General features: G+C 73.6%; 16 protein-coding genes. 7 read left to right on the top strand and 9 right to left on the bottom strand.

The genetic code is table 11. From position 1 onward, the window contains the following. The first annotated feature begins 150 nt into the window (after window positions 1-150). On the top strand, window positions 151-693 hold the full coding sequence (locus tag AB0P35_RS08160) for a sigma factor (RefSeq protein WP_363507981.1): 543 nt from the start codon (window positions 151-153) through the stop codon (window positions 691-693). Then, window positions 690-1,802: a zf-HC2 domain-containing protein gene (locus tag AB0P35_RS08155; RefSeq protein WP_363507978.1), complete on the top strand. Its 1,113-nt coding sequence runs from the start codon at window positions 690-692 to the stop codon at window positions 1,800-1,802. Before AB0P35_RS08160 ends, AB0P35_RS08155 begins: the two co-directional genes overlap by 4 nt. A gap of 43 nt (window positions 1,803-1,845) precedes the next feature. Here the strand turns inward: AB0P35_RS08155 and purU are convergent, their stop codons facing one another. Both purU and AB0P35_RS08145 read right to left on the bottom strand, forming a co-directional pair. Next, window positions 1,846-2,712 (bottom strand): formyltetrahydrofolate deformylase, encoded by an 867-nt coding sequence (gene purU, locus AB0P35_RS08150; RefSeq protein ID WP_095873539.1) that lies wholly within the window; start codon window positions 2,710-2,712, stop codon window positions 1,846-1,848. A gap of 112 nt (window positions 2,713-2,824) precedes the next feature. Next, complete coding sequence (locus tag AB0P35_RS08145; RefSeq protein WP_257019088.1) at window positions 2,825-3,262, bottom strand: hypothetical protein; 438 nt, start codon at window positions 3,260-3,262, stop codon at window positions 2,825-2,827. A gap of 263 nt (window positions 3,263-3,525) precedes the next feature. Here AB0P35_RS08145 and AB0P35_RS08140 point away from each other — a divergent pair, with 263 nt between their 5' ends. After that, window positions 3,526-4,839 carry an ABC transporter substrate-binding protein gene (locus AB0P35_RS08140; protein WP_363507974.1) on the top strand — a complete coding sequence of 438 codons (1,314 nt, stop codon included), beginning with the start codon at window positions 3,526-3,528 and terminating at the stop codon, window positions 4,837-4,839. Between the two features lie 99 nt (window positions 4,840-4,938). Here the strand turns inward: AB0P35_RS08140 and AB0P35_RS08135 are convergent, their stop codons facing one another. Together AB0P35_RS08135 and AB0P35_RS08130 are read right to left on the bottom strand one after the other, a co-directional pair. Beyond that, the gene (locus tag AB0P35_RS08135) at window positions 4,939-6,066 is read right to left on the bottom strand and encodes a hypothetical protein (protein ID WP_363507971.1); all 1,128 of its coding nucleotides are present in this window, start codon (window positions 6,064-6,066) and stop codon (window positions 4,939-4,941) included. A gap of 263 nt (window positions 6,067-6,329) precedes the next feature. After that, entirely contained in the window at window positions 6,330-7,706 is a 1,377-nt protein-coding gene (locus tag AB0P35_RS08130; RefSeq protein WP_095873543.1) for a transcriptional regulator, read from the bottom strand. Window positions 7,707-8,015: 309 nt separating this feature from the next. Between AB0P35_RS08130 and AB0P35_RS08125 the strand changes: the two genes are divergently transcribed. Continuing rightward, window positions 8,016-8,717, top strand: coding sequence for a bifunctional DNA primase/polymerase (locus tag AB0P35_RS08125; RefSeq protein WP_363507968.1), 702 nt, complete (start codon window positions 8,016-8,018; stop codon window positions 8,715-8,717). Between the two features lie 607 nt (window positions 8,718-9,324). On the opposite strand, the gene AB0P35_RS08120 is transcribed toward AB0P35_RS08125, so the two are convergent. After that, a complete protein-coding gene (locus AB0P35_RS08120) occupies window positions 9,325-10,014 on the bottom strand; it encodes a metal-dependent transcriptional regulator (protein ID WP_363507965.1) in 690 nt (229 codons plus the stop codon). Between the two features lie 191 nt (window positions 10,015-10,205). Between AB0P35_RS08120 and AB0P35_RS08115 the strand changes: the two genes are divergently transcribed. The 3 genes from AB0P35_RS08115 (at window position 10,206) to AB0P35_RS08105 (ending at window position 12,993) form a co-directional block, all read left to right on the top strand. Beyond that, window positions 10,206-10,961, top strand: a complete 756-nt coding sequence (locus AB0P35_RS08115) for an SIS domain-containing protein (RefSeq protein WP_363508144.1) — start codon at window positions 10,206-10,208, stop codon at window positions 10,959-10,961. A gap of 176 nt (window positions 10,962-11,137) precedes the next feature. After that, window positions 11,138-12,109 (top strand): DUF4231 domain-containing protein, encoded by a 972-nt coding sequence (locus tag AB0P35_RS08110; RefSeq protein WP_095873547.1) that lies wholly within the window; start codon window positions 11,138-11,140, stop codon window positions 12,107-12,109. Window positions 12,110-12,123: 14 nt separating this feature from the next. After that, a complete protein-coding gene (locus AB0P35_RS08105; RefSeq protein WP_363507962.1) occupies window positions 12,124-12,993 on the top strand; it encodes an alpha/beta fold hydrolase in 870 nt (289 codons plus the stop codon). Here AB0P35_RS08105 and AB0P35_RS08100 read toward each other — a convergent pair. The 4 genes from AB0P35_RS08100 to AB0P35_RS08085 all read right to left on the bottom strand — a co-directional run bounded on the left by AB0P35_RS08100 (window position 12,956) and on the right by AB0P35_RS08085 (window position 20,284). Further along, the gene (locus tag AB0P35_RS08100; RefSeq protein ID WP_363507959.1) at window positions 12,956-13,951 is read right to left on the bottom strand and encodes a D-glycerate dehydrogenase; all 996 of its coding nucleotides are present in this window, start codon (window positions 13,949-13,951) and stop codon (window positions 12,956-12,958) included. The two genes, AB0P35_RS08105 and AB0P35_RS08100, sit on opposite strands and share 38 nt — an antisense overlap. Before the next feature lie 76 nt (window positions 13,952-14,027). After that, entirely contained in the window at window positions 14,028-17,903 is a 3,876-nt protein-coding gene (gene fxsT / locus AB0P35_RS08095; RefSeq protein WP_257019286.1) for an FxSxx-COOH system tetratricopeptide repeat protein, read from the bottom strand. Window positions 17,904-18,037: 134 nt separating this feature from the next. After that, window positions 18,038-19,387, bottom strand: a complete 1,350-nt coding sequence (locus AB0P35_RS08090; protein WP_144298628.1) for a TIR-like protein FxsC — start codon at window positions 19,385-19,387, stop codon at window positions 18,038-18,040. A gap of 45 nt (window positions 19,388-19,432) precedes the next feature. Further along, the gene (locus AB0P35_RS08085) at window positions 19,433-20,284 is read right to left on the bottom strand and encodes an AAC(3) family N-acetyltransferase (protein ID WP_363507955.1); all 852 of its coding nucleotides are present in this window, start codon (window positions 20,282-20,284) and stop codon (window positions 19,433-19,435) included. Window positions 20,285-20,362: the final 78 nt, after the last annotated feature.

Below are 20,362 nucleotides of genomic sequence, written 5' to 3'. Positions count from 1 at the left end.
ATTTCCGCGTTTCACCCGGCGCCCCGGCGCACTTGGATACCGTGGTCGCAGGCATGGCCCGCCGGCCGTCCGCCGGGAGGATCGCGGGGTCGGCGACACGCCGGGGAGAGCGGGGAGGGACACCCTCGTGAGCAGAGAGCGCGGGACGGCATGAGCAGCTCCGACGAACGACTCGCGCTCCGCCTCGTCCGCGGCGAGGAGACCGCGCTCGGCGAGCTCTACGACCGGTTCGCGCCGCTCGTGCACGGCCTCGCACTGCGCGTCCTCGACGACCACGACGCCGCCGAGCAGCTCACCCGCGACGTCTTCGCCCAGGTCTGGTCGGAGCCGGGCCACTGGCACCCCGGGCAGGGCACCCTGCGGTCCTGGCTGGGTACGCTCACGCACCGCCGCGCGGTGGAGCGGCTGCGCGAGGGCTGCGGCGACGAGCGGGAGATCGCCACCCGGTCCGCCTCCGCGCTCGCCCACCACGCCGTCGCCTCGCTGCCCGACCCGCTCCGCGAGACCATCGCCCCCGGCCACCACGACGGCCGCACCTACCGGGACACCGCCCGCCGGCTCGGCATCAGCGACTCCGCGGCCAAGCACCGGATGCGCCTCGGCCTGCAGCTGGTGGCCGGCGAACTGGCCGGCGCCCGCGACGCCCGTCGCGGCCCCGAACCCGTCCCGGCGGCCGGACGGCCGGGGCCGTGACGGCCTCCGGGCGGCACGAGGCGCTGCGCTCCCTGCTGGGGGCGTGGGCGCTCGGTGCCTGCCCGCGCGAGGAGGCCGCCGAGGTCGACCGGCACCTCGGCGAGTGCGAGGAGTGCGCCGAGGAGGCGGCCCGGCTCGGCGGGGCCGCCGCCGAGCTCACCCCCGACGAGCCGCTCGACCTCTCCGCCGCACTGCGCCGCCAGGTGCTCGACTGGTGCCTGAGCCGCCGTCCGCCCGAGCTGCCGGTACCGGCCTGGGCCGGCCCGTACGCCGCGGAGAGCGCCAAGCTGGACGCGCTGCTGCGCGACCTCGGCCCGGCCGAGTGGCTGGAGGTCGCCGAGCTGCCCTGGCACGGCGGGGTGCAGCGCTGGCGGCCGGCCGAGGTGGTCTGCCACCTGACCGCGGTGGACGGCTACCTGGCCCGCACGGTCGGCCTGCCCGACCCGCTGGGCGGCGCCCGCCCGCCGGTGGTCGGCCGGCGGCCGCCGGCGCCCCGGACGCCGGAGCGGGGCGGCCCGGCCGACGTCCTGGGCCGCACCCTGGCACTGATCACCGCGGCCGGCGGGGACGACCCCGAGCAGGTGCGCCGGCGCTGGCGGCGGCAGAGCCACGCGCTGCTGCGGTCCGCCGCGGCCGGCGGCGTCGACGGCGGTGCGCCGGTCGACTACGGCTTCGCCGTGCTGCCGCTGCGCGACGCCTTCCTGGACCGCGCCTTCGAGTGCTGGATCCACGGCGACGACATCGCCCGCGCGGTGGACTACCCCTATCCGCCGCCCGCCCCGGCGCACCTGCACCGGCTGATCGACCTCGGGGCGCGGATACTCCCCCGGCTGTTCGCCGCGCACCGCGCGCAGCACGGCCCCTCCGGGTCCCCGGGGCGGGCGCTGCGGCTGGTGATCGACGGCCCGGCCGCCGGCGAGTGGCTGATCCCGCTGGACGGGCCGGGCGGCCTCGCCGAGCCGGTCGCCGAGATGGCGCTGGACGGGCTGGAGTTCTGCTACCTGGCGGCCGCGCACCGCGACCCGGACCTGATCCCGGTCGGCCGGGAGGGCGACCGGGAGGCGATCCGGCAGGTGCTGCACGCGCTGCCGCTGCTCTCCCGTCCCTGAGGTCCCCGCCGGGCTCCCGGGCGCGGCCGGAGACGGCCCGGGCTCAGGCGAAGACGACCGTGCGGTTGCCGTTGAGCAGCACCCGCCGCTCGCTGTGCCACTTGACGGCGCGGGCGAGCGCCTGGCACTCGACGTCCCGGCCGATCGCGACCAGCTGCTCCGGCGTGACGTCGTGGGTCACCCGGGCCACCTCCTGCTCGATGATCGGGCCCTCGTCGAGGTCGGCGGTGACGTAGTGCGCGGTGGCGCCGATGAGCTTCACACCGCGGGTGTGTGCCTGGTGGTAGGGCTTGGCGCCCTTGAAGCTCGGCAGGAAGGAGTGGTGGATGTTGATCACGCGGCCGGAGAGCTCCTTGCAGAGGTCGTCCGAGAGCACCTGCATGTAGCGGGCGAGCACCACCAGGTCCACGCTCTCCTCGGCGACCAGGTCGAGCAGCCGGCGCTCGGCCTCGGCCTTGGTCTCCACGGTGACCGGGATGTGGTGGAAGGGGATGCCGTAGGACTCCGTCAGCTCGCGGAAGTCGGTGTGGTTGGAGACCACCGCGGCGATCTCCACCGGCAGGGCGCCGATCCGGGTGCGGAAGAGCAGGTCGTTCAGGCAGTGGCCGAACTTCGACACCATGAGCACGACACGCATCCGCTCGGCGGTCGAGTGGATGTGCCAGTCCATGTGGAAGGAGGCGCCGACGGCGGCGAAGCTGGCCCGCAGCTTCTCCGCGGTGACCGGCCCGGCCGCGGAGAAGTGCACGCGCATGAAGAACAGCCCGCTGTCGGCGTCGCCGAACTGCTGGCTGTCGATGATGTTGCAGCCGGTCATGAAGAGGTAGCTGGAGACCGCGTGCACGATGCCCTGCTTGTCCGGGCAGGACAGCGTGAGGACGTACTGGGCGCCGGCCTTCTGCTCTTCCACGTGCGGTTTCCTTCACTCGTTCACGACACGACGGCCAAGCGTGTCACATCCCGGACGCGCGGCGCGCCGCTGACCGGACTGCGGGACGCAGCCGCGCGCCGGGGCCGCCGGGTCAGGCCGCCTGCGTCATGATGCGCAGCACCTCCAGGGTGCGCGGCGGGGTGTCCGGGTCGTCACCGTCGTTGACGGCGAACAGGACGTGGGCCTCCCGGGCGGCCACGACCGCCTCGGGCCAGAGCGGGTGGCCCAGGTAGGCGGCGGCCGGGGCGTCGGCGCCGACCTGGTGCAGCACCCGCAGCACCCGCAGCACCGCGGCGTCCAGCGCGGCGGCCTCGGCCGCGTCCCGGACGACGGTGCCGATGTACTTCGCGGCGGGCCAGCGGTCCAGCCAGCTGTCCTCGACGAGGCGGTAGACGGCGTCCGTGACGTCGCCGTAGCCGTCCAGGCCGGCCAGCCAGGCGTGCTGCTGGAAGGACGGGTCGGAGAGCATGTGGAGCGCCGAGCGGATCCGGGCCCGCCAGCGCCACCAGGGGAGATCGTTGAGCGGCATGCGGCCCATCGTGCTGGAGCGGCGGCCGCCGCGAGAAGAGGTGTTGGCGGACCGATACGAAGAATCTGTGGAGTCGGACATCGTGCTCCGATCGTACGTGTCGCCACCGACCGCCGTTCTACACGCGTCACCCCCCGGAGTTCCGCCCGCGTTGGCCTTCTGTTCGCTTTTCGTCCCTCTCACGGTGCCCGGCCAGGTCAAGGCTTGATTTCGGCCGAATAACAGAGCGGCCGAGTGTGTGGACCCGGGAGGGGAGAGTCACCATGTGGCGGAACGGATCGCCCGACGACCATCGCACCGCCGGCCGGCCCAGCGCCGGCCTCCGCCGGCACCACCGCAGAGCAGGTGTCCTGGCCGCCGCGGCAGCCCTGGTCCCCGCGATCTTCGCCACGTCGGCCTGCGGGGGCCCCGCCGACGCCGCGTCCGCCTCCAGCGACCTGACCGTGATGACCTGGGCGCCGTCCGACACCGGATCGGCCGACCGGCCCGGCATGACCGCGCTCGCCGAGGCGGTGGGCCGCGAGATCAACGCCAAGGGCGGCCTGCACGGCCGGCAGCTGCGCGTGCTGACCTGCAACGAGCACAACACCGCGGAGGGGGTCACCGCCTGCGCCCGGCAGGCGGTCGACGCCCACGCCGTCGCCGTGGTCGGCTCCTACAGCCAGTACGGCAGCAGCTTCGTGTCGACCCTGGAGCAGGCCGGCATCCCCTACCTGGGCGGCTACGGCCTGTCGACGCCGGAGTTCAGCAGCCCGTTCTCCTACCCGGTGGCCGGCGGCACGCCCGCGCTGATCGCCGGCAGCGGCCGCCAGCTGGTCGAGGCGGGCTGCAAGACCGTCGCGCTGATCCGTCCGGACACCCGGGCCGGCGACACCCTGGTCGGATACCTGGACGCCGCGCTGCGCCCGTCCGGGATCAGGCTGACCGACGTCAAGGCGCCGGAGCGGTCCAACGACTACACGCCGATCGCCCAGAAGGCCATCGGCGACGACAGGAACGGCAACTGCATCACCGTCGCGCTCGGCCCCGAGCCGACCGCCAACCTGCTCGACCCGTTCCGCCGGCTCGGCCCCAAGCACACCGCGCTCGCCTCGGTGATCGGCAGCTTCCAGCAGTCCGTGGTGGACTCCACCGGCGGCGACGGCGGCCCGCTCGGCGGCGCCTACGCCACCGGCTGGTTCCCGCCCGAGTCCTCCCCCGTGTGGGACGCGCTGCGCGGCACCGTCCGCACCTACGGCAGCGGCGACACCGCGATCGACGTCGCCGACCCGGGCGTGCAGACCACCTGGGTCGCCTACGAGGTGCTGCGCGCCGCGGCCTCCCGGGTGGACGCGGGCAAGCCGCTCACCGCCAAGACCCTGCGCGGCGTCCTGGACAGCGGCGACCCGATCGAGACCAACGGCGCCACCCCGCCGCTCAGCTGGGGCATGACCAGCATGCTCGCCAGCGCGGACTCGCCGCGGCTGGTGAACACCTCGGTCACCTTCCAGCACGTGCAGGGCGGCCGGCTGATCGAGCAGCGCAAGGGCTTCGTCGACGTCCGCTGGGTGCTCGCCGGCGGCAAGGCCCCGTCGTGACGGCCCCCTGACGGCCCTCTGACGACACGCACAGCACGCGAGGGGCGGACGGGATCTCATCCCGTCCGCCCCTCGCGTGCTGTACGGCCCCGGGGGGCCTCAGAGCTCCGTCTTGTCCTTGGTCGGCAGCCCGGCCTGGCCCGCGATCGCGTTCCACAGCGAGGACGCCTTCTCCTTCGCCCCGGTCGCCGTGCCGCTGGCCTCGGTCGCCGCCTTCAGGTGCGGGTTGTTCTTGATCGCCGCCGGGTCGCAGCCGGCCACGGCGTCGCCCGCCCAGCCCGCGTACTCGGTGTCCGCGGTGGCCGAGGCCTGCCAGGCCTTCTGCAGCTGCGAGGTCAGCTCGGTGCCGCCGGTCAGCTTGTCCACCTTGAGCGCGCCGAGCTTGGTCAGCAGGCCCTGCCGCTGGGTCGCCGCGCCGGCGAGCGCCGCCTGCGACTCCGGCAGCTTCTCGCACTTGCCGACCGCGGCCACCGCGCCGACCACCGCCTGCCGGCTGGCACTGGCGGTGCCGAGCAGGTCGGACAGCGCCTTCGCCTGCTCCTTGGCCTCCGGGGTCATCCCCCCGGTGCCGGCCGTGGCCGGAGCGCCGCTGGACGCCTTGGCCACCGGAGTCGAGCCGGTGCCGGACGGCGTGTCGTCGCCGCCGCTCATCAGCACCGCGACCAGGATGCCCGCGGCCGCGCAGCCGGCGATCACCCCGCCGATGATCATCTGGTTCGACGGCCGGCCCGAGCCGGAGCCCGCCCGGCGGCCCGGGTCGGCGTAGCCGGTCGGGGCGCTCGGCGCGGCCGTCGGTGCGGCCGGGAAGGACTGGCCGCCGAAGGTCTGCTGGGCGCCGTAGCCGGGCTGCGGCACGGCCTGCTGCTGGGCCTCGGCCGGGAAGCCGCCGCCGAAGGCCTGCTGCCCGCCGTACGACTGCTGCTGCCCACCGAAGGCCTGCTGGCCGCCGTACGACTGCCCGCCGTAGCCGGGCTGACCGGGCATCGGCTGACCCGGTGTCTGCGGGACGCCGCCGGCCGACGGGTCGGCCGTCGGGTACGGCGGCAGGTACTGCGTCTCCGGCGCGTGCTCGACCGGCGCGGCCGGCTGCATGGCGCCCGACTGGGCGGCACCCGGCTGGGCGGCGCCGGGTGGCGGCCCCCAGTACTCGGGGCCGCCCTGGCCCTGCACCGGTGGCGCGGCCTGCGGCACCGGCTGCTGGACGGGCGGCGCCTGCTGTGCGGGCACGCCCGACTGACCCTGCTCCCCTCCGGACTCCGGCCTGAACAGATCGTCCAAGTTGAAGTCGCTGGAGGAATGGGAGTGGGAGAAGCGGCGCTGGCTCAACGCGATTCCTCACCTGTGCCGCGCGCACGCTGACGGCGGACCACAACTGCTCGACGACCTGGGTAACGCTGCATAGCACGCCCACGCTACCCCGTCACCTGCACGGGTGACTACGCAGGGAGGGCGTTCCTCACCTGCTCCTCACGAAGCGGGCCGTCCCCGACTCAGGCCGCCTCCCCCGCCAGCCGGGCATGGAACTCCCGGACGACCCGGTGCTCGCGGTACGGCTCGAGCCGGCTGCGGAAGTCGTGCAGGTACTCCACACCTCGGTTCGACCGCAGACCGCTCAGCAGCCGCACGGCCTGCGCGCCCGTCTCGCAGGCCCGCTCCACCTCGCGCTGCTGCAACTGCGCCGTCGCGAGCAGGACGAGGTCCACCGCGCGCCGGCGCACCCGGCTCACCGGGTGCAGTTCCAGCGCGGTCCGGGCGTACGCCTCCGCCTTCGCGCCCTGCTCGAGGTCGCGGTGGCAGTGCGCGAGCTCGTCGGCGAGGTAGGCCTCGTCGAAGTGGACGATCCAGTCGGGGTCGTCCGCCGGGTTGCGGTGCGTCATCGCCTCCTGGGCCTTGGCCGCCACCGCTTCGCACGACCGGGCGTCGCCGAGCAGGGCGTGGCCGCGCGCCTCGGCGGCGTAGAACATCGCCATCGCGGTCGGGGTGGCGACCGCGCGGGCGCCCTCCTGGGCGGCCCTGGCCAGCTGGGCGATCTCCCGCGGGTTGCCGAGGGTGGCCGCCAGGTGGCTCATCGAGGCGGCGAGCACATAGCCGCCGTAGCCGCGGTCGTCGGCTGCCTGGGCCAGCCGCAGCGCCTGGATGTAGTACCGCTGGGCGAGCCCCGGCTGGCCGGTGTCGACCGCCATGTAGCCGGCCAGCTCGGTCAGCCGGGCGACGGCGGCGAAGAGCTGACGCCCCGTCTCGTCCCGGTAGCCGCCGGAGAGCAGGTTGGAGACCACGCTGTTCAGGTAGTGCACCACCACCGGGCGGACGTGGCCGCTGCCGAAGCGGTGGTCCAGCTCGACCAGCATCTGGGTGGTGGCCCGGACGGCGGCGACGTCGGTCGGGCCGACCCGGGTGGCGCCGGCCCGGGCGACCACCGCGTCCGGCGGGGTGATCAGCCAGTCCCGGCTGGGCTCGACCAGGGCGGAGGCGGCCACGGCGGCGCCGGCCAGGAAGTCGCGGCGGCCCACGTCGCTGCGCCACAGCTCGCAGACCTGCTCCAGCGCGGCGTTCAGGTTGGGGGCGAACTGCAGGCCGACCGCGGAGCTGAGCCCCTTGCCGTCGGCCATGCCGATCTCGTCCACCGTGACGCCGCGGCCCAGCTTGCGGCCGAGCGCCTCGGCGATCACCGCGGGGGCCTGGCCGCGCGGCTGCTGGCCGCGGAGCCAGCGGGCCACCGAGGTCTTGTCGTAGCGAAGGTCCAGGCCGTGCTCCGCGCCGCAGAGATTGACCCGGCGGGCCAGTCCCGCGTTCGAGCAGCCCGCTTCTTGGATCAGTTGCTGCAAGCGCTCGTTGGGCTCTCGTGCGACGAGTGGTCTCGCGGCCATGGACTTCGCCTCCCCAACGCCCCCGGCCCTGACCGGGGGGCGACGATTCTGCTGGTGCCTGCGCCGGCGGCGGGGCGCGACCTGCCCCGGCCGGGAACCCGGCGACACCAGCGGAATACCCAGGGTGACGTATCCACTCCCCCCGCGCCCTGCTGAATGCCCCCGTGCGCCCCCATTGCGCCCGTTACCGCCCCCGAAATTCCGGTGGGCGCGACGGGCGACTCACCGTCGAGAGTGACATCGGAGGCGGAGGGCTGACCACCCCCCGTCCGGCCGTAACCGCCTTCACGCACGGTAGTTGAGCAGCACGTGGACAACAGCCCAGGAGCCCGTGAGCAGGGTCTGCCCCCGCTCCTCATCGAAGCCGTCAGTTACGCGGAGGACCGCCACTGGGAGGTCGTCCCCGGCACATGGCTGGTCGACGGCGACGGACCGGCGCACTGCTCGTGCGGCGCCCTCCGGTGTGCGCTGCCCGGCGCGCACCCGGCGGAGGAGGACTGGCGGCGCAGGGCCAGCGCGGGCCCGGGTGTGGTGCGCCGCTGGTGGACGGAGCGGCCGGAGGCCTCGATCCTGCTGCCCACCGGCAGCTCCTTCGACGTGCTGGACGTCCCGGAGGTGGCGGGCTGCCTGGCGCTCGCCCGGATGGAACGGATGGGGCTGCAGCTCGGCCCGGTGGTGGCCGTCCCGGCGGCGGCCGGGCAGACCGGCCGCCGGCTGCACTTCCTGGTGCTGCCCGGGGTGGCCGCCAAGCTGCCCGAGGTGCTCAGCAAGCTGGGCTGGGCACCCGGCCGCCTCGACCTGGTGGGGCGCGGCGAGGGCGACTTCGTGGTGGCCCCGCCGTCCCGGGTCGGTCCCTACAGCTTCGCCCAGTGGGCCAGGCCGCCGTCCGCGATCAACCGCTGGCTGCCGGACGCCGCCGAGCTGATCAACCCGCTCGCGTACGCCTGCGGCCGGGAGGCCGCGCAGCCGCCCCGGCCGCAGCAGCTGCCGGTCGCGGCGGCCGTCCGCTGAACGGGGCCTGACGGGATTTCACCCGTCCGCCGATCGCCGCCCTGCTCCTATCGGGTGAGGGCGGGAACCGCGCGACACCCTCGCGCGCATCCGGCGGGCCCCGCCCCTCACAGGGGGCGGGGCCCGCCTGACGCTTTCACGCCCTGAGGCATCGGTGTACCCGCTGGTCAGAACGGCAAGCCCGCTCGTTCGGGTGACAACTCTCAAGGATTGGAAGGATCTGCCGAGGGGACAAATTCGGCGGGGAGCAAGCACGACGGCAGCACGAGAGGGGGCACGGACCCGGGGGACCGGGAGGGGCGTTCGGTCGGGGAAGCCGGACGCGGGGAAGGGGGCTCGGGGCTGCGGCACCGTCCCGGCTCGGGGTGGCCGGTGCCGCAGCGCAGGGGGACAGGGAGGGAGCAGGGAGGGGTCAGGGAGGGAACCGAGGGGGACGGGTGGGGCACAGCAGGGGCCCGGTGCCGGGGAGCACCGGGCCCCTGTCGTGGTGAGGAGCACGGTGAGGAACGTGCTGAGGAGCGGAGGGCACACCGAAGGGCGGCCCGGCGGCGGGTCTGCCTGCCGGGTCGCGAACCGAGGCCGCGGCGGTGCCGGGCCCGGGCGGTGCCTAGACCTGAGCGACGAAGACGTGCGCGGCGATGTCCTTGCCGAGCTCGGCCGCGCTCTCGCCGGCGCCGACCACGACGCCGCCGGCGGCCGGGGCGACCTGCACGGTGGCGCCCGGACGGACACCGGCCCGGCGCAGCGTCCGCATCAGCTCCTCGTCGGTCTGGATCGGCTCGCCGATCCGGCGGACGACCACGCTGGAGCTGCCGGTGCCGGCCACCGAGTCGAGGGTGAGCAGGGCCGCGTCGAAGCCCTCGCCCTCGGCCTTGGTGTCGCCGAGCTCGTCCAGGCCGGGGATCGGGTTGCCGTACGGGGACTGGGTGGGGTGGCCGAGCATGGCGAGCACCTTGCGCTCGACCGTCTCGCTCATCACGTGCTCCCAGCGACAGGCCTCCTCGTGGACCTGCTCCCACTCAAGGCCGATCACGTCGACCAGCAGGCACTCGGCGATCCGGTGCTTGCGCATGACCCGGACGGCGAGCCTTCGTCCCTCCTCCGTCAGCTCCAGGTGGCGGTCGCCCGCAACCCGGAGGAGGCCGTCACGCTCCATCCGCCCGACGGTCTGGCTGACCGTGGGGCCGCTCTGCTCCAGGCGCTCCGCGATGCGGGCGCGCATCGGCGTGATGCCCTCCTCCTCGAGTTCGAGGATGGTGCGGAGGTACATCTCCGTGGTGTCGATCAGGCCAGACATCGCCGCTGGTCTCCGTTCTTCGGTGTCCTCACCGCCAATTCTGGCGTACTGCGGTGTCAACAGGGGCGGGTCGTGGTACATGCCCGGGTCTTTTCATCGCTGTTGACAGCAGGACGCCGCAGGCAGCACCGTGCTCGCCGTATCTTCCTCCATGAGCGGTCTGGACCACCGGGCCCCGCACAGATTCGGAGATTTCGATGACCGACCTGGTCGGGCAGTACTTCGACGCCGCCGTGGCCCATCTGGAGCGGGTCCGCCGGGAGGAGGCGGAGTCGATCGCGGCGGCCGCCGGGCTGCTCGCCGACGCGGTCGCGGAGGGTCGCCGGATCTTCGCCTTCGGCGCCGGGCACTCCTCGCTCGCCGCCCAGGACGTGGTGTACCGGGCGGGCGGGCTGGTGGTGATCAACCTGCTGGACGTCCCCGGGATGACCGGGGTGAACGTGATGCCGGCGCCGCTCGGCAGCGCGCTGGAGCGGGTGTCCGGGCTGGCCACCGCCACGCTGGACCTGACCCCGGCGGGCCCGGGCGACCTGCTCTTCCTGATCTCGCTCTCCGGGCGCCAGGTGATGCCGGTCGAGCTGGCCCGGCACGCCCGGGAGCGCGGCATGAAGGTGATCGGGGTGACCTCGCTGGCCTATCCCGGGGCGGTCACCTCCAACCACCCGTCCGGGACGTACCTCAAGGACAACTGCGACGTGGTGCTGGACAACAAGATCGCGGTCGGCGACGGCGAGCTGTCCTGCCCGGGGGCGGAGACCACCTTCGGCCCGGTCTCCACGATCGTGACCAGCGCGCTGATGCAGGCCGTCGTGGTCTCGGCGGTCGGTCGGCTGACCGAGCGCGGGATCACCCCGCCGCTGTTCCGCTCCGGCAACGTGGACGGCGGCACCGAGTGGAACGCCAAGGTCATGGCGGACAACCGGGAGCGGATCCACTACGCCTTCTGACGGACCGTCGTCCGCTCCCGCGGCGGGCCGGGTGCGGCTTCTGTCCGAACTGTGCCTGTCCGCGTGGGACGGTCCGCACCCATACTGGCCGTTCCCCAGGCGTACCGCGCCACCGCGCGGGGCAGAACAGCTGCTGCTGGGGGCTGCTGGGGTTCGAGCGACGGTGGGGGGCCGACATGACGACGGGGCCGGCACGTTCGATCGGCTGGGTGCGCGAGGAGGACCTGCTGCCCGAGCTGTTCTGGGCCGCCGACTCCTCCTCGCTGCAGGGCCAGCGCCGGGCCGTACTGCTCTCCCGCTGGGAGCTGGTGCTGCTGGTCGCCGCCGCCGCGACGGGCTCCGCGGACGGCATGGCGTGGGCGTGGGTGGCGGCCTTCGCGTACCTCTGCACCGTGCTGATGGCCGCACTGGTGAGCGTGCAGAACCCGCAGGGCCTCTGGTACGAGGGCCGGGCCGTCGCCGAGTCGGTGAAGACGCTCTCCTGGAAGTACGCGGTGCGGGCCGACTCCTACCGGCCGCCGCCGAAGAAGCTGCCGGACGCCGAGCGGCTGTACGCGATCCAGCTGAACGGCATCCTCGGCGAGTTCGAGACCGACCGGGTGATCCCGCAGATGGCCCGGGTCCGCGCGGAGCTGGAGACCTGGCGGGGGCCGGCCAGGCACCCGCAGATCACCGAGAAGATGGAGCAGCTGCGCGGGCAGCCGCTCACCGTGCGCCGCGACATCTACCTGCGCGAGCGGGTGCACGCCCAGCGCATCTGGTACCAGAACAAGGCGCGGCAGTGCGCCAACGCCGGCCGCCGGGCCGGGCGGCTGGGGATCGCGCTGCCGCTGCTCGGTCTGGTGCTGGCGGTGCTGCGGGCGCTCGGCTGGTTCACCTACGACGCGCTGGGCACGGTCTCCGCGGTGGCCGCGTCGGTGGCCGCCTGGTCCCAGCTGCGGCAGTACCGGCCGCAGGCGGCCGCCTATTCGCTCGCGGCGTCCGAACTCGTCCTGGTGGAGCGTCAGCTGGACCAGCTGCGGCCGGACTCCGAGGACGCCGAGGAGACCTGGGCGCGGCTCGCCCGGGACGCCGAGGACGCCATCTCCCGGGAGCACACCACCTGGCAGGCCCGCCGCGAGGTGCGCAGCCTCGATGTCCCCAACTGACCTGGAGGAACCGCGTGGTACGACGACTGGTCGAGGCCGCAGGGCGACGGAGGCTGGCGGTCGAGACCACCGGCGACCCGTACGGGAAGCCGGTGTTCCTGCTGCACGGCACGCCGGGCAGCAGAGTGGGGCCGATGCCGCGCAGCAGTGTGCTGGCCCGGCTCGGCGTCCGGCTGCTCTCCTTCGACCGGCCGGGGTACGGCGGGTCGACCCGGCTGCCGGGCCGCCGGGTGGCCGCGGCGGCCGACGACGTGGTGGCGATCGCGGACGCGTTCGGACTGGACGGCTTCGCCGTCCTCGGCCGGTCCGGCGGCGGGCCGCATGCGCTGGCCTGCGCGGCGCTGCTGCCGGAGCGGGTCGCCAGGGTGGCGGCGCTGGTGAGCCTGGCGCCGCGGCACGCCGAGGGGCTGGACTGGTACGGCGGGATGACGCACTCCAATGTCCGGGAGTACACGGACGTGGAACGGGGCGAGGAGCACTTCGCCGACACCTTCCGCTTCCGGTCCGGCCTGATCCGGGACAACCCGCACGCGCTGATCAACGACCTGGTGCCGGAACTGCCGCCGACCGACCGGGCGCTGGTGTCCGACGCGGGGATCCGGCGGATGCTGCTGGCGACCTACCAGGAGGCGTTCCGGTACGGCGCGGACGGCTGGATCGACGACGTGCTGGCGTTCACCGCGCCCTGGGGGTTCGAGGTGTCGTCGATCCGGGTGCCGACCCGGCTGTGGCACGGTGCGGACGACCAGTTCTCGCCGGTGGACCACTCCCGCTGGCTGGCCGACCACATTCCGGGCGCCGACCTCTACCTGGAGCCGGGGGCGGCGCACTTCGGCGCGCTCAAGGTCATGACGGAGGCGCTGCAGTGGGCTGCGGCGGGCTGACCCGGGTGGGCGGTTCGGCTCCGGCGAGGACGGCGAGCACGTTGTCCACCGCCAGGTCTCCCATGGCCTGACGGGTGCGGACGGTGGCGCTGCCGAGGTGCGGGGCGAGCACCGCGCGCTCCTGGGCGAGCAGCGCGGCGGGGACGGCCGGCTCCTGCTCGAAGTTGTCCACGGCGGCGGCGAACAGGTGACCGGAGGCGAGGGCGGCGGCCACCGCCTCCTCGTCGACGACACCCGCGGTCATGCTGACCAGGACGGCTCCGGCGGGCATCAGGGCGATCCTCTCGGCGTCGACCAGGTGGCGGGTGCCGGCGGTCAGCGGGGCGGTCACCACCAGCACCGGGGACGCGGCGAGCAGTTCGTCGAGCGGCAGGTGGCGGGCGCCCTGCTCGCGGCCGGCCGGGAGCCGGTTGCGGTTGTGGTAGCTCACCGGCATGCCGAAGCCGGCGGCGCGGCGGGCGACGGCCTGTCCGATCCGGCCCATGCCGAGGATGCCGAGAGGGGTGCCGGAGAGCTCCACGCCGAGCATGAAGGTCGGTGCCCAGGCCCAGGACCGGCCGGAGCGGAGCAGCCGCTCGCCCTCGCCGAGCCGGCGGCCGGCGGCGAGCAGCAGGGCCCAGGCCATGTCCGCGGTGGCCTCGGTGAGCACGCCGGGGGTGTTGGAGACGGCGACGCCGCGGGCCGCGCAGGCGGCGTGGTCGATGTTGTGGGTGCCGACCGCGTGGTTGGCGACCAGCGCCAGGGCGGGGCCGGCCGCGTCGAGGAGCTCGGTGTCGACGGTGTCGTCGAGGGTGGTGAGCAGCGCGGTGCAGCCGGCCGCGGCGGCGAGGAGTTCGGCGCGCGGCAGCGGTGCCTCGCTGTCGTGGTGCACGACCTCGCAGGCGGCGGCGAGCCGTTCCAGTACGCCGGGGGCGAGCCGGCGGGTGACGAGGACCCTGGGCGCGGTGGTGTCGGTCATCAGGCCCGCAGGCTACACCGCCGCCGGCCCCCCGCCCCGGGGACCGGCCGGGGCGGGGGGCCGGGCGGACGGCGGCTCAGAGCGGCTGGGGTTCGAGGTCGCGGTTGATCCGCTGCCAGCCGCGGGCGGAGACGATCGTCGGGTGGTCGTCGCCGAACAGCTCGACCAGGGCGGTGATGGCCTGCCTGCGCATGGCATCCGCCTCGTCCTGGCGGCCGGCGGAGCGCAGGGTGATGGCCAGGTTGAGCCAGCACACCACGGCGTCCGGGTGGCCGGGGCCGTAGCGGTTGTGCAGCCCGGCGTAGGCGGCGCGGCCGAGTTCCTCGGCCTTGGCGAGCTGGTGGTCGTCGGCGTAGGCGTTGGCGAGGTTGATGGTGGCGTTGAGGGTGTACGGGTGGTCGGGGTCGAGGGAGTGGGCGAGTCCGGCGACGGCCTCCTCGTTGTGCCGGATGGCGCCGGTGACGTCGCCGCTGCCGCGGAGGTAGATGGCGAGGTTGTTCTGGCAGACGGCGGTGAAGGGGTGCTGGTCGCCGTGCAGGCGCCGGTAGCCCTCGTAGGCGGCGGCGGCGATGTCGCGGGCGGTCTCCTTGTCGCCGGCGGCGCTGTGGTCGGCGGCCAGGTTGAGGCGGCAGGCGAGGGCGTCCGCGTTGTCCGGGCCGTACCGGTCGACGTACCGCTCGTAGGTCTGCTCGGTGAGCCGGCGCGCCTCGCGGACTTCGCCGGCGCGGCGGAGCGAGACGGCGAGGGACTTGGCGTTGCGGAGGTTCTCCGGGGCGTCGGGCTGGAGGATCTCGTCGAGGCTCTCGGTGACCTCGCGGAGCAGTTCGGCCGAGCCCTTGTAGTCGCCCATCTCGCGCAGGTCGCGGGCCAGGTTGGACTTGCTGGAGAGGGTGTACGGGTGGCGCGGGCCGAGGACGGCCGCCCGCCGGTCGAAGGTCTCCTGGTCGAGGTCCCGGGCGAGCTGGGAGTTGCCGACGAGCCGGTGGTCGATGGCGAGGTTGTTGGCGACGGACAGGGTGCGCGGGTTGTCGTCGCCGAACAGGTCGCGGAACTGGTTGTAGGTGTCGATGTCCAGGATCAGCGCCTCCTGGAACCGGCCGAGGTTGCGCAGGTCGGCGCCGAGCGAGCCCGCGGTCATCAGGGTGAAGGCGTTGTGGTCGCCGAGGAGTTCCTTCTGCCCGGCGAGGGTGGCCCGGTCCAGTTCGAGCGCCTCGCTGTACGCGCCCTGGGAGCGGAGCACGTTGGCGAGCTGGAAGTTGAGGCTGAGCATCTGGCGGCGCAGGAAGCGTCGTTCGGCGGCGTTGGTCTCGGCGGCGTAGCGGTCGGCCCAGGTGACGTCGAGGGAGCGGGCGAGGCTCATGGCGCGTTCGAGGTCGACGCGCTTCCACAGGTAGCGGACGCGGTCGATGAGCAGTTCCCGGGTCTCGCGCTCGTCGCAGTCCTGGGCGCGTGACGGTGTGAGGTGGGGCCAGATCTTCTCGAAGGCGGGCCAGTTGCCGGGGTCGTCGGTGTCGCCCAGGGAGGGGCGCGCGTTCACCAGGATGCGGTGCACGTCGTGCATCGCGTCCTGCTGCTCGGTGGGGGTCATGCCGCTGCGGACGACGGCCTGGACGAGCCGGTGCACCTGGAAGCTGTTGCTGGCTGCGTCGGTCTTGGCGAGGGCGTACCGGCTGACGGCCTGGATGACCTTGCCGAGCATGAAGCTGTCGGTGAGCTCCTCGTCGTAGGGGGCGAGGGCGCGGGTCATCTGCTCGTTGTAGAAGAGCGTGAGGGAGATCGGCTCGGGGGCGAAGAAGGCGCAGAGCTGGAGGAGTCGGACGGCGGCCGGGGACTGCTCGCGCAGCCGGGCGATGGAGACGTTCCAGGTGGCGCCGACCGGGGTCGGGTAGTCGACCGGGGTGTCGCCGGCGGCGAGCGCCTTGGTGGCCTCGGCCTGCAGCTGGGCCACGTAGGTGTCGACGGGGGTGCGGGTGGTCTCCAGCCAGGCGGCGGCGACCTCGACGGCGAGCGGCAGGTCGCCGACGGCCTCGGCGACCCGGTCGGCGTCCTGGCGGGTGAGTCCGCGGACCCGGCGGCGCAGGTGGTCGATGCTCTCGCCGCGGGTGAAGACGTCCACGCCGAGCACTCCGGCCTGTCCGGACCAGCCCTGGTTGCGGGAGGTGATGAGGATGTGGCCCGTGCCGCCGGGGAAGTACCGGCGGACCTCGGAGGGTTCGTCGGCGTTGTCGAAGATCAGCAGCCAGCGTGAGGTCGGGGTGCCGCGGCGCAGTGCCTCGCGGGCGGACTCGGCGGCCTCGTTGACGCTCTCGCCGACCCGCAGGCCGAGTCGGTCGGCGAGTTCGGCGAGGTCGAGGACGACGGACTCGGGCTGCTCGGCGTCGATCCACCAGACCAGGTCGTAGTGCGACATGAAGCGGTGGGCGTACTCCAGCGCGACCTGGGTCTTGCCGACACCGCCGAGCCCGTACAGGGTCTGCGGGGTGGGCAGTACGGCGGTGGGCCCGCCGACCAGCTGTTCGCGCAGGTCGTCGAGGACCTTGGCGCGCCCGGTGAAGGAGGGGTTGCGCTGCGGCACCGACCAGTACGTGGGGCGGGTGCCGGGGAAGCGCGGACTGCCCGGGCTGCGCTCGGTCGGCACCGGGTCGGTGTGGCCGAGGGCGCGCAGCAGGGTGAGGGCGGCCTGGGTCTCGTCGCGGCCGACCAGGTCGACGGGGTTGCGGTTGTTGAACGGCGCGGTGAGCCGGACGTCGCCCACGCGGACGGGGATCACCTGGCGGCGGGTGCCGGCCGGGTCGCCGCCGACGGCGCGCTCCCACAGGGCCTGGGCCTGCGGCGAGACGAGGTAGGCCGAGGAGAGCACGGCGACGGTGCGGTAGGCGGCGTCGATGCCCTGCTCGGTGGAGGCCCGCGGGTCGGCACCGACCCCGAGATCGCGGGAGACCACCCGGAAGCCGGCGTCGGTGAGCACGGAGGCGATCCAGTCCGCCCAGACCCGGTCCTCGGGCACGAAGCTCAGGTAGAGGTCGGCGGGGGCGGTGGGCCGGCGCCGGATGAAGGCGTCGAGGTTGCGCAGTCGCTCCAGTTCGTCCATCGGCGGCAGGGTGGTGATCCGGTCCCGGGTGAGGACGGCGGTGAGCCGCTCGCAGGCGGAGAGCAGGGAGGCAGGCTGGCCGGGCGCGTCACCGAACGGGGCGAGGATCTCCTCGTAGGAGTAGAACGGCCGGTAGGGGATCTCCACCGAGGCCCAGTACTGGGCGAGTTCGGGTTCGGCGAGGCCGGAGGGCAGGCCGGAGAAGCGGATCCGGGCGTGCGCACGACCGGCGTCGGCCTTCTCCTTCTCGTTCTCGTCGATGCGCATCGGGACGGGCAGGATGCGGATGCCGCGGTCGGCGTAGCGGCCGTTGACGGTGTGGGCGATCCGGGCGGCGCCGTCGATGCTCTGGTCGCTGAGGGTGAAGCAGACCACCAGGTCGTCGGGCATCTCGACGGTGCAGATGTCGGCGGTGTCGGTGAGGCCGGTACGGCTGTCGATCAGGACGTAGTCGTAGTGGTGCTTCATGTCCTGGCGCAGCGACTGCAGGAACCGCTGCCCGTCGTAGCGCTCGTAGAAGTCGTCCCAGTCGATCCGGTTGGCGGAGTAGTCCCGGTTGACCTGGCCGGCCGGGACGTAGTCGAGGCCGCCGCTGCCGGGGAAACGCCAGCGGAGCGAGATGGCGTGCGGGTGGATCCGGGCGAAGTCCTCGTGCCAGTCGAGGGCGCGCTCCGTGGGGCGGCGGGCCTCGTCGTAGTAGTCGGCGAAGAGGTCCATCATGCCGGTGGTGCCGTCGACGGCCGCCTGGTCGAGGAAGGGGTGGAAGAACCGGCCGAGGCCGGGCGCCTCCAGGTCCCAGTCGACGGTGAGCACCCGGAAGCCGTTGGCGGCGAGGATCCAGGCGGTGTTGGCGAGCGCCATGGTCCGGCCGGTGCCGCCCTTGTACGAGTAGAACGTGATGATCCGCCCCTGACGGTCCTCGTCCGAGCGGCTCTCGGCCTCCGGCTCCGGCCCGAAGCGGCGGCCCGCCGTGGCGGCCCACGTCTGCCTGTCGGTCATGGCTGTCCTCCCCCAGGCGCGGCCCTTACGGTGCCTCCGCCGTCCTCGTCGTCCCCTGGCGTGTCGAGCGGCACGGTGCGGGACGGCCGCTGTCCGGTGTCGAAGTCGGCCCGCAGGCTCGGTCTGCGCTGGGCCGGCAGGTGCTGGATCTTGGGTCCGTCCCGGCGTTCGAAACCCTGGTTGGCGCGGATCACCGCCCACTCCATCTCGCCGCGGAAGGCCTCCAGGCTGCCGGGGGCGGAGGATCCGCCGCCCCGCAGGGTGGGCCGCCGGGAACGGGCGGAGCGCAGCACGTCGTCACTGAGGCGGGTGAGTTCCTCGTCGTGGGCGGCGCACTCCTCGTCCTCGGTGTTCCACGGTTCGAGGGTGGTGACCCAGGCCGGATGGCGCTGGTCCAACCGGCGCACGGCCTCCCGGCGGCGGCCGTCGTAGAGGGCCCACCGGTCGATCAGCACGATGCCGGGGGCGGTGGGCTCGGCGCCGCCGAGCATGGCCGGCGCCTCGGTCTCGAACTCGTGGACGGTGGCCTGGAATCCCATGCTGCGGGCGACGTCGACGGCGTCCTCGGCGAGCGGCCTGCGGGACTCCGGCCGGTAGGGCTGCCAGTCGGTGCGGCGCGCGCCGTAGTAGTCGGCGCTGCGGCCCGGCGGCTGTTCGCCGCGGCGGTAGGAGTAGACGGAGATGCGCAGGGTGTTGCCGGGCGGCTCGGTGCCGGTGAAGGCGCTCGGCTGTTCCTCGAACCTGGCCGGGCGGGCGACCGGGATGATGGTCCGCTCGGCGACCTCGACGATGCGCTGGGCGAGCCGGTGGACGGCGAGTTCGTACTGGGACCGGTACGCGGTGAGCTTCATCAGCGCGTACAGGCCCTCGGCGGCGTAGTCGGGCCCGAAACTGCCGTGGTTGAACTGGAGTTCACTGGCGCAGCGGGGCAGCGTGTAGTGGTCCATGGCGACCCAGAGGACCGGGACGATGCCACTGGTCACCTCGCCGTCCTGCCATCTCTGGTAGACCGGGCGCTGACTGAAGGAGTGCCACTCCTGGCCGCAGGCATGGCTCTTGAAGTAGCGGGGCGAGTAGAGCGGGACGAAGACCCGGCACGACGCGAGTTCGCGGGCGAGGCGGTCGGCCCAGAACTGCCCCTGGTGCATGGACTGGTCCATGAATCCGACCGGGACGCCCTCGGGGACGTCGGTCAGTTCGGTGATCGCCTCGCACAGGTCGTCGTAGAGTCTGGCCACCCAGTGGTTGGGGTCGCCCGCCTTGCCGGTGGCACGCGGGGTGTGGGCGTAGCTGAGGAAGAAGTACGGCCGCGCAGCATCCTTCCCCCATCCCCCCGGGCTGTTCACACGCGCCTCCCCCGAGACCGTCCGCCACCTGACCCCCAGGCGGGATCAGTCTAGGAAGGTGACCTTCCCCGAAGGAATAGGGCCGCAACGCGCGGAGGGCTCCCAACTCTCGCCCGCAGGGCGGTCGAGCCACCGCGCGGCCCCGTCCACGGCCTCGGCGATCGGCATCAGGACACAGTCCGCGTCGCCGAAATGGCCTTTCACCAGGCCTTTGAGAGTGGGGGTGATCTCCGCCGCCATCCGGTCGAAGTGGGCGGTGTCCACGCGGGGCGCATAGAAGTGTTTCCACCGTGCACGACCGCCCCTCCCGAGGACGACGGTGGAGTAGCGTTGCATCGTCCGGCCGGGCTGCCGGTACTCGGCCAGATGGAACACCGTGCAGCAGGTCCACGGCACGCCGATCATGAGGACCCTGGCCCCGGCCTTGTACAGCCGGTTCAGCGGCGAGTGCTCACCGAGGTGGCTCTCGTACCGGTGGTCGGCCGTCAGCTCCCTCGCCATCGGGCCGACGGCGGTGAAGGACGTCTGCGGGTGGCGGCTGCGCACCGCCCCCGGCAGCAGCCGGATCTCCTCGGAGACCCGGCCCATGGTGGGCGAGGCCGGCGTGCTGTTCCGGTCGAAGGGGGGCATGCGGTCGAGGAAGCGGAGCCGTTCGGCGCTTGAGAGGCCTGCCGTGGCCTCCTTGTGCAGCCGGGACGTCCGCGAGTTCTCCGGGGTCGCGGTGTAGGCGACCAGCGTTCCCTCAGGGCCGAGCGCGTCCTGCAGGGCCGACACGATGGTCCGTGCGCGGTCCTCGACCGGCCCGACCGCCCGCGCGGAGGACTGGACGAGCAGGATCTCCCCCCGCTCTACTCCGAGCGCGCGCAGATGGCCCGTCAGCTCAGCTCGGGTGTACAACCCGTCCTCCAGCCGCTGTGGCGAATCGATGGCCGAGCCTATCGGGATCCGGGGCGGGTGGCTGCACGCCGAACGGAA

Origin of the sequence: Kitasatospora sp. NPDC085879 (genome assembly GCF_040686255.1) — a bacterium.
Taxonomy (GTDB): domain Bacteria; phylum Actinomycetota; class Actinomycetes; order Streptomycetales; family Streptomycetaceae; genus Kitasatospora.
Note: the sequence above shows the minus strand (reverse complement) of the source record. Positions and strands in the feature narration are given on the sequence as shown.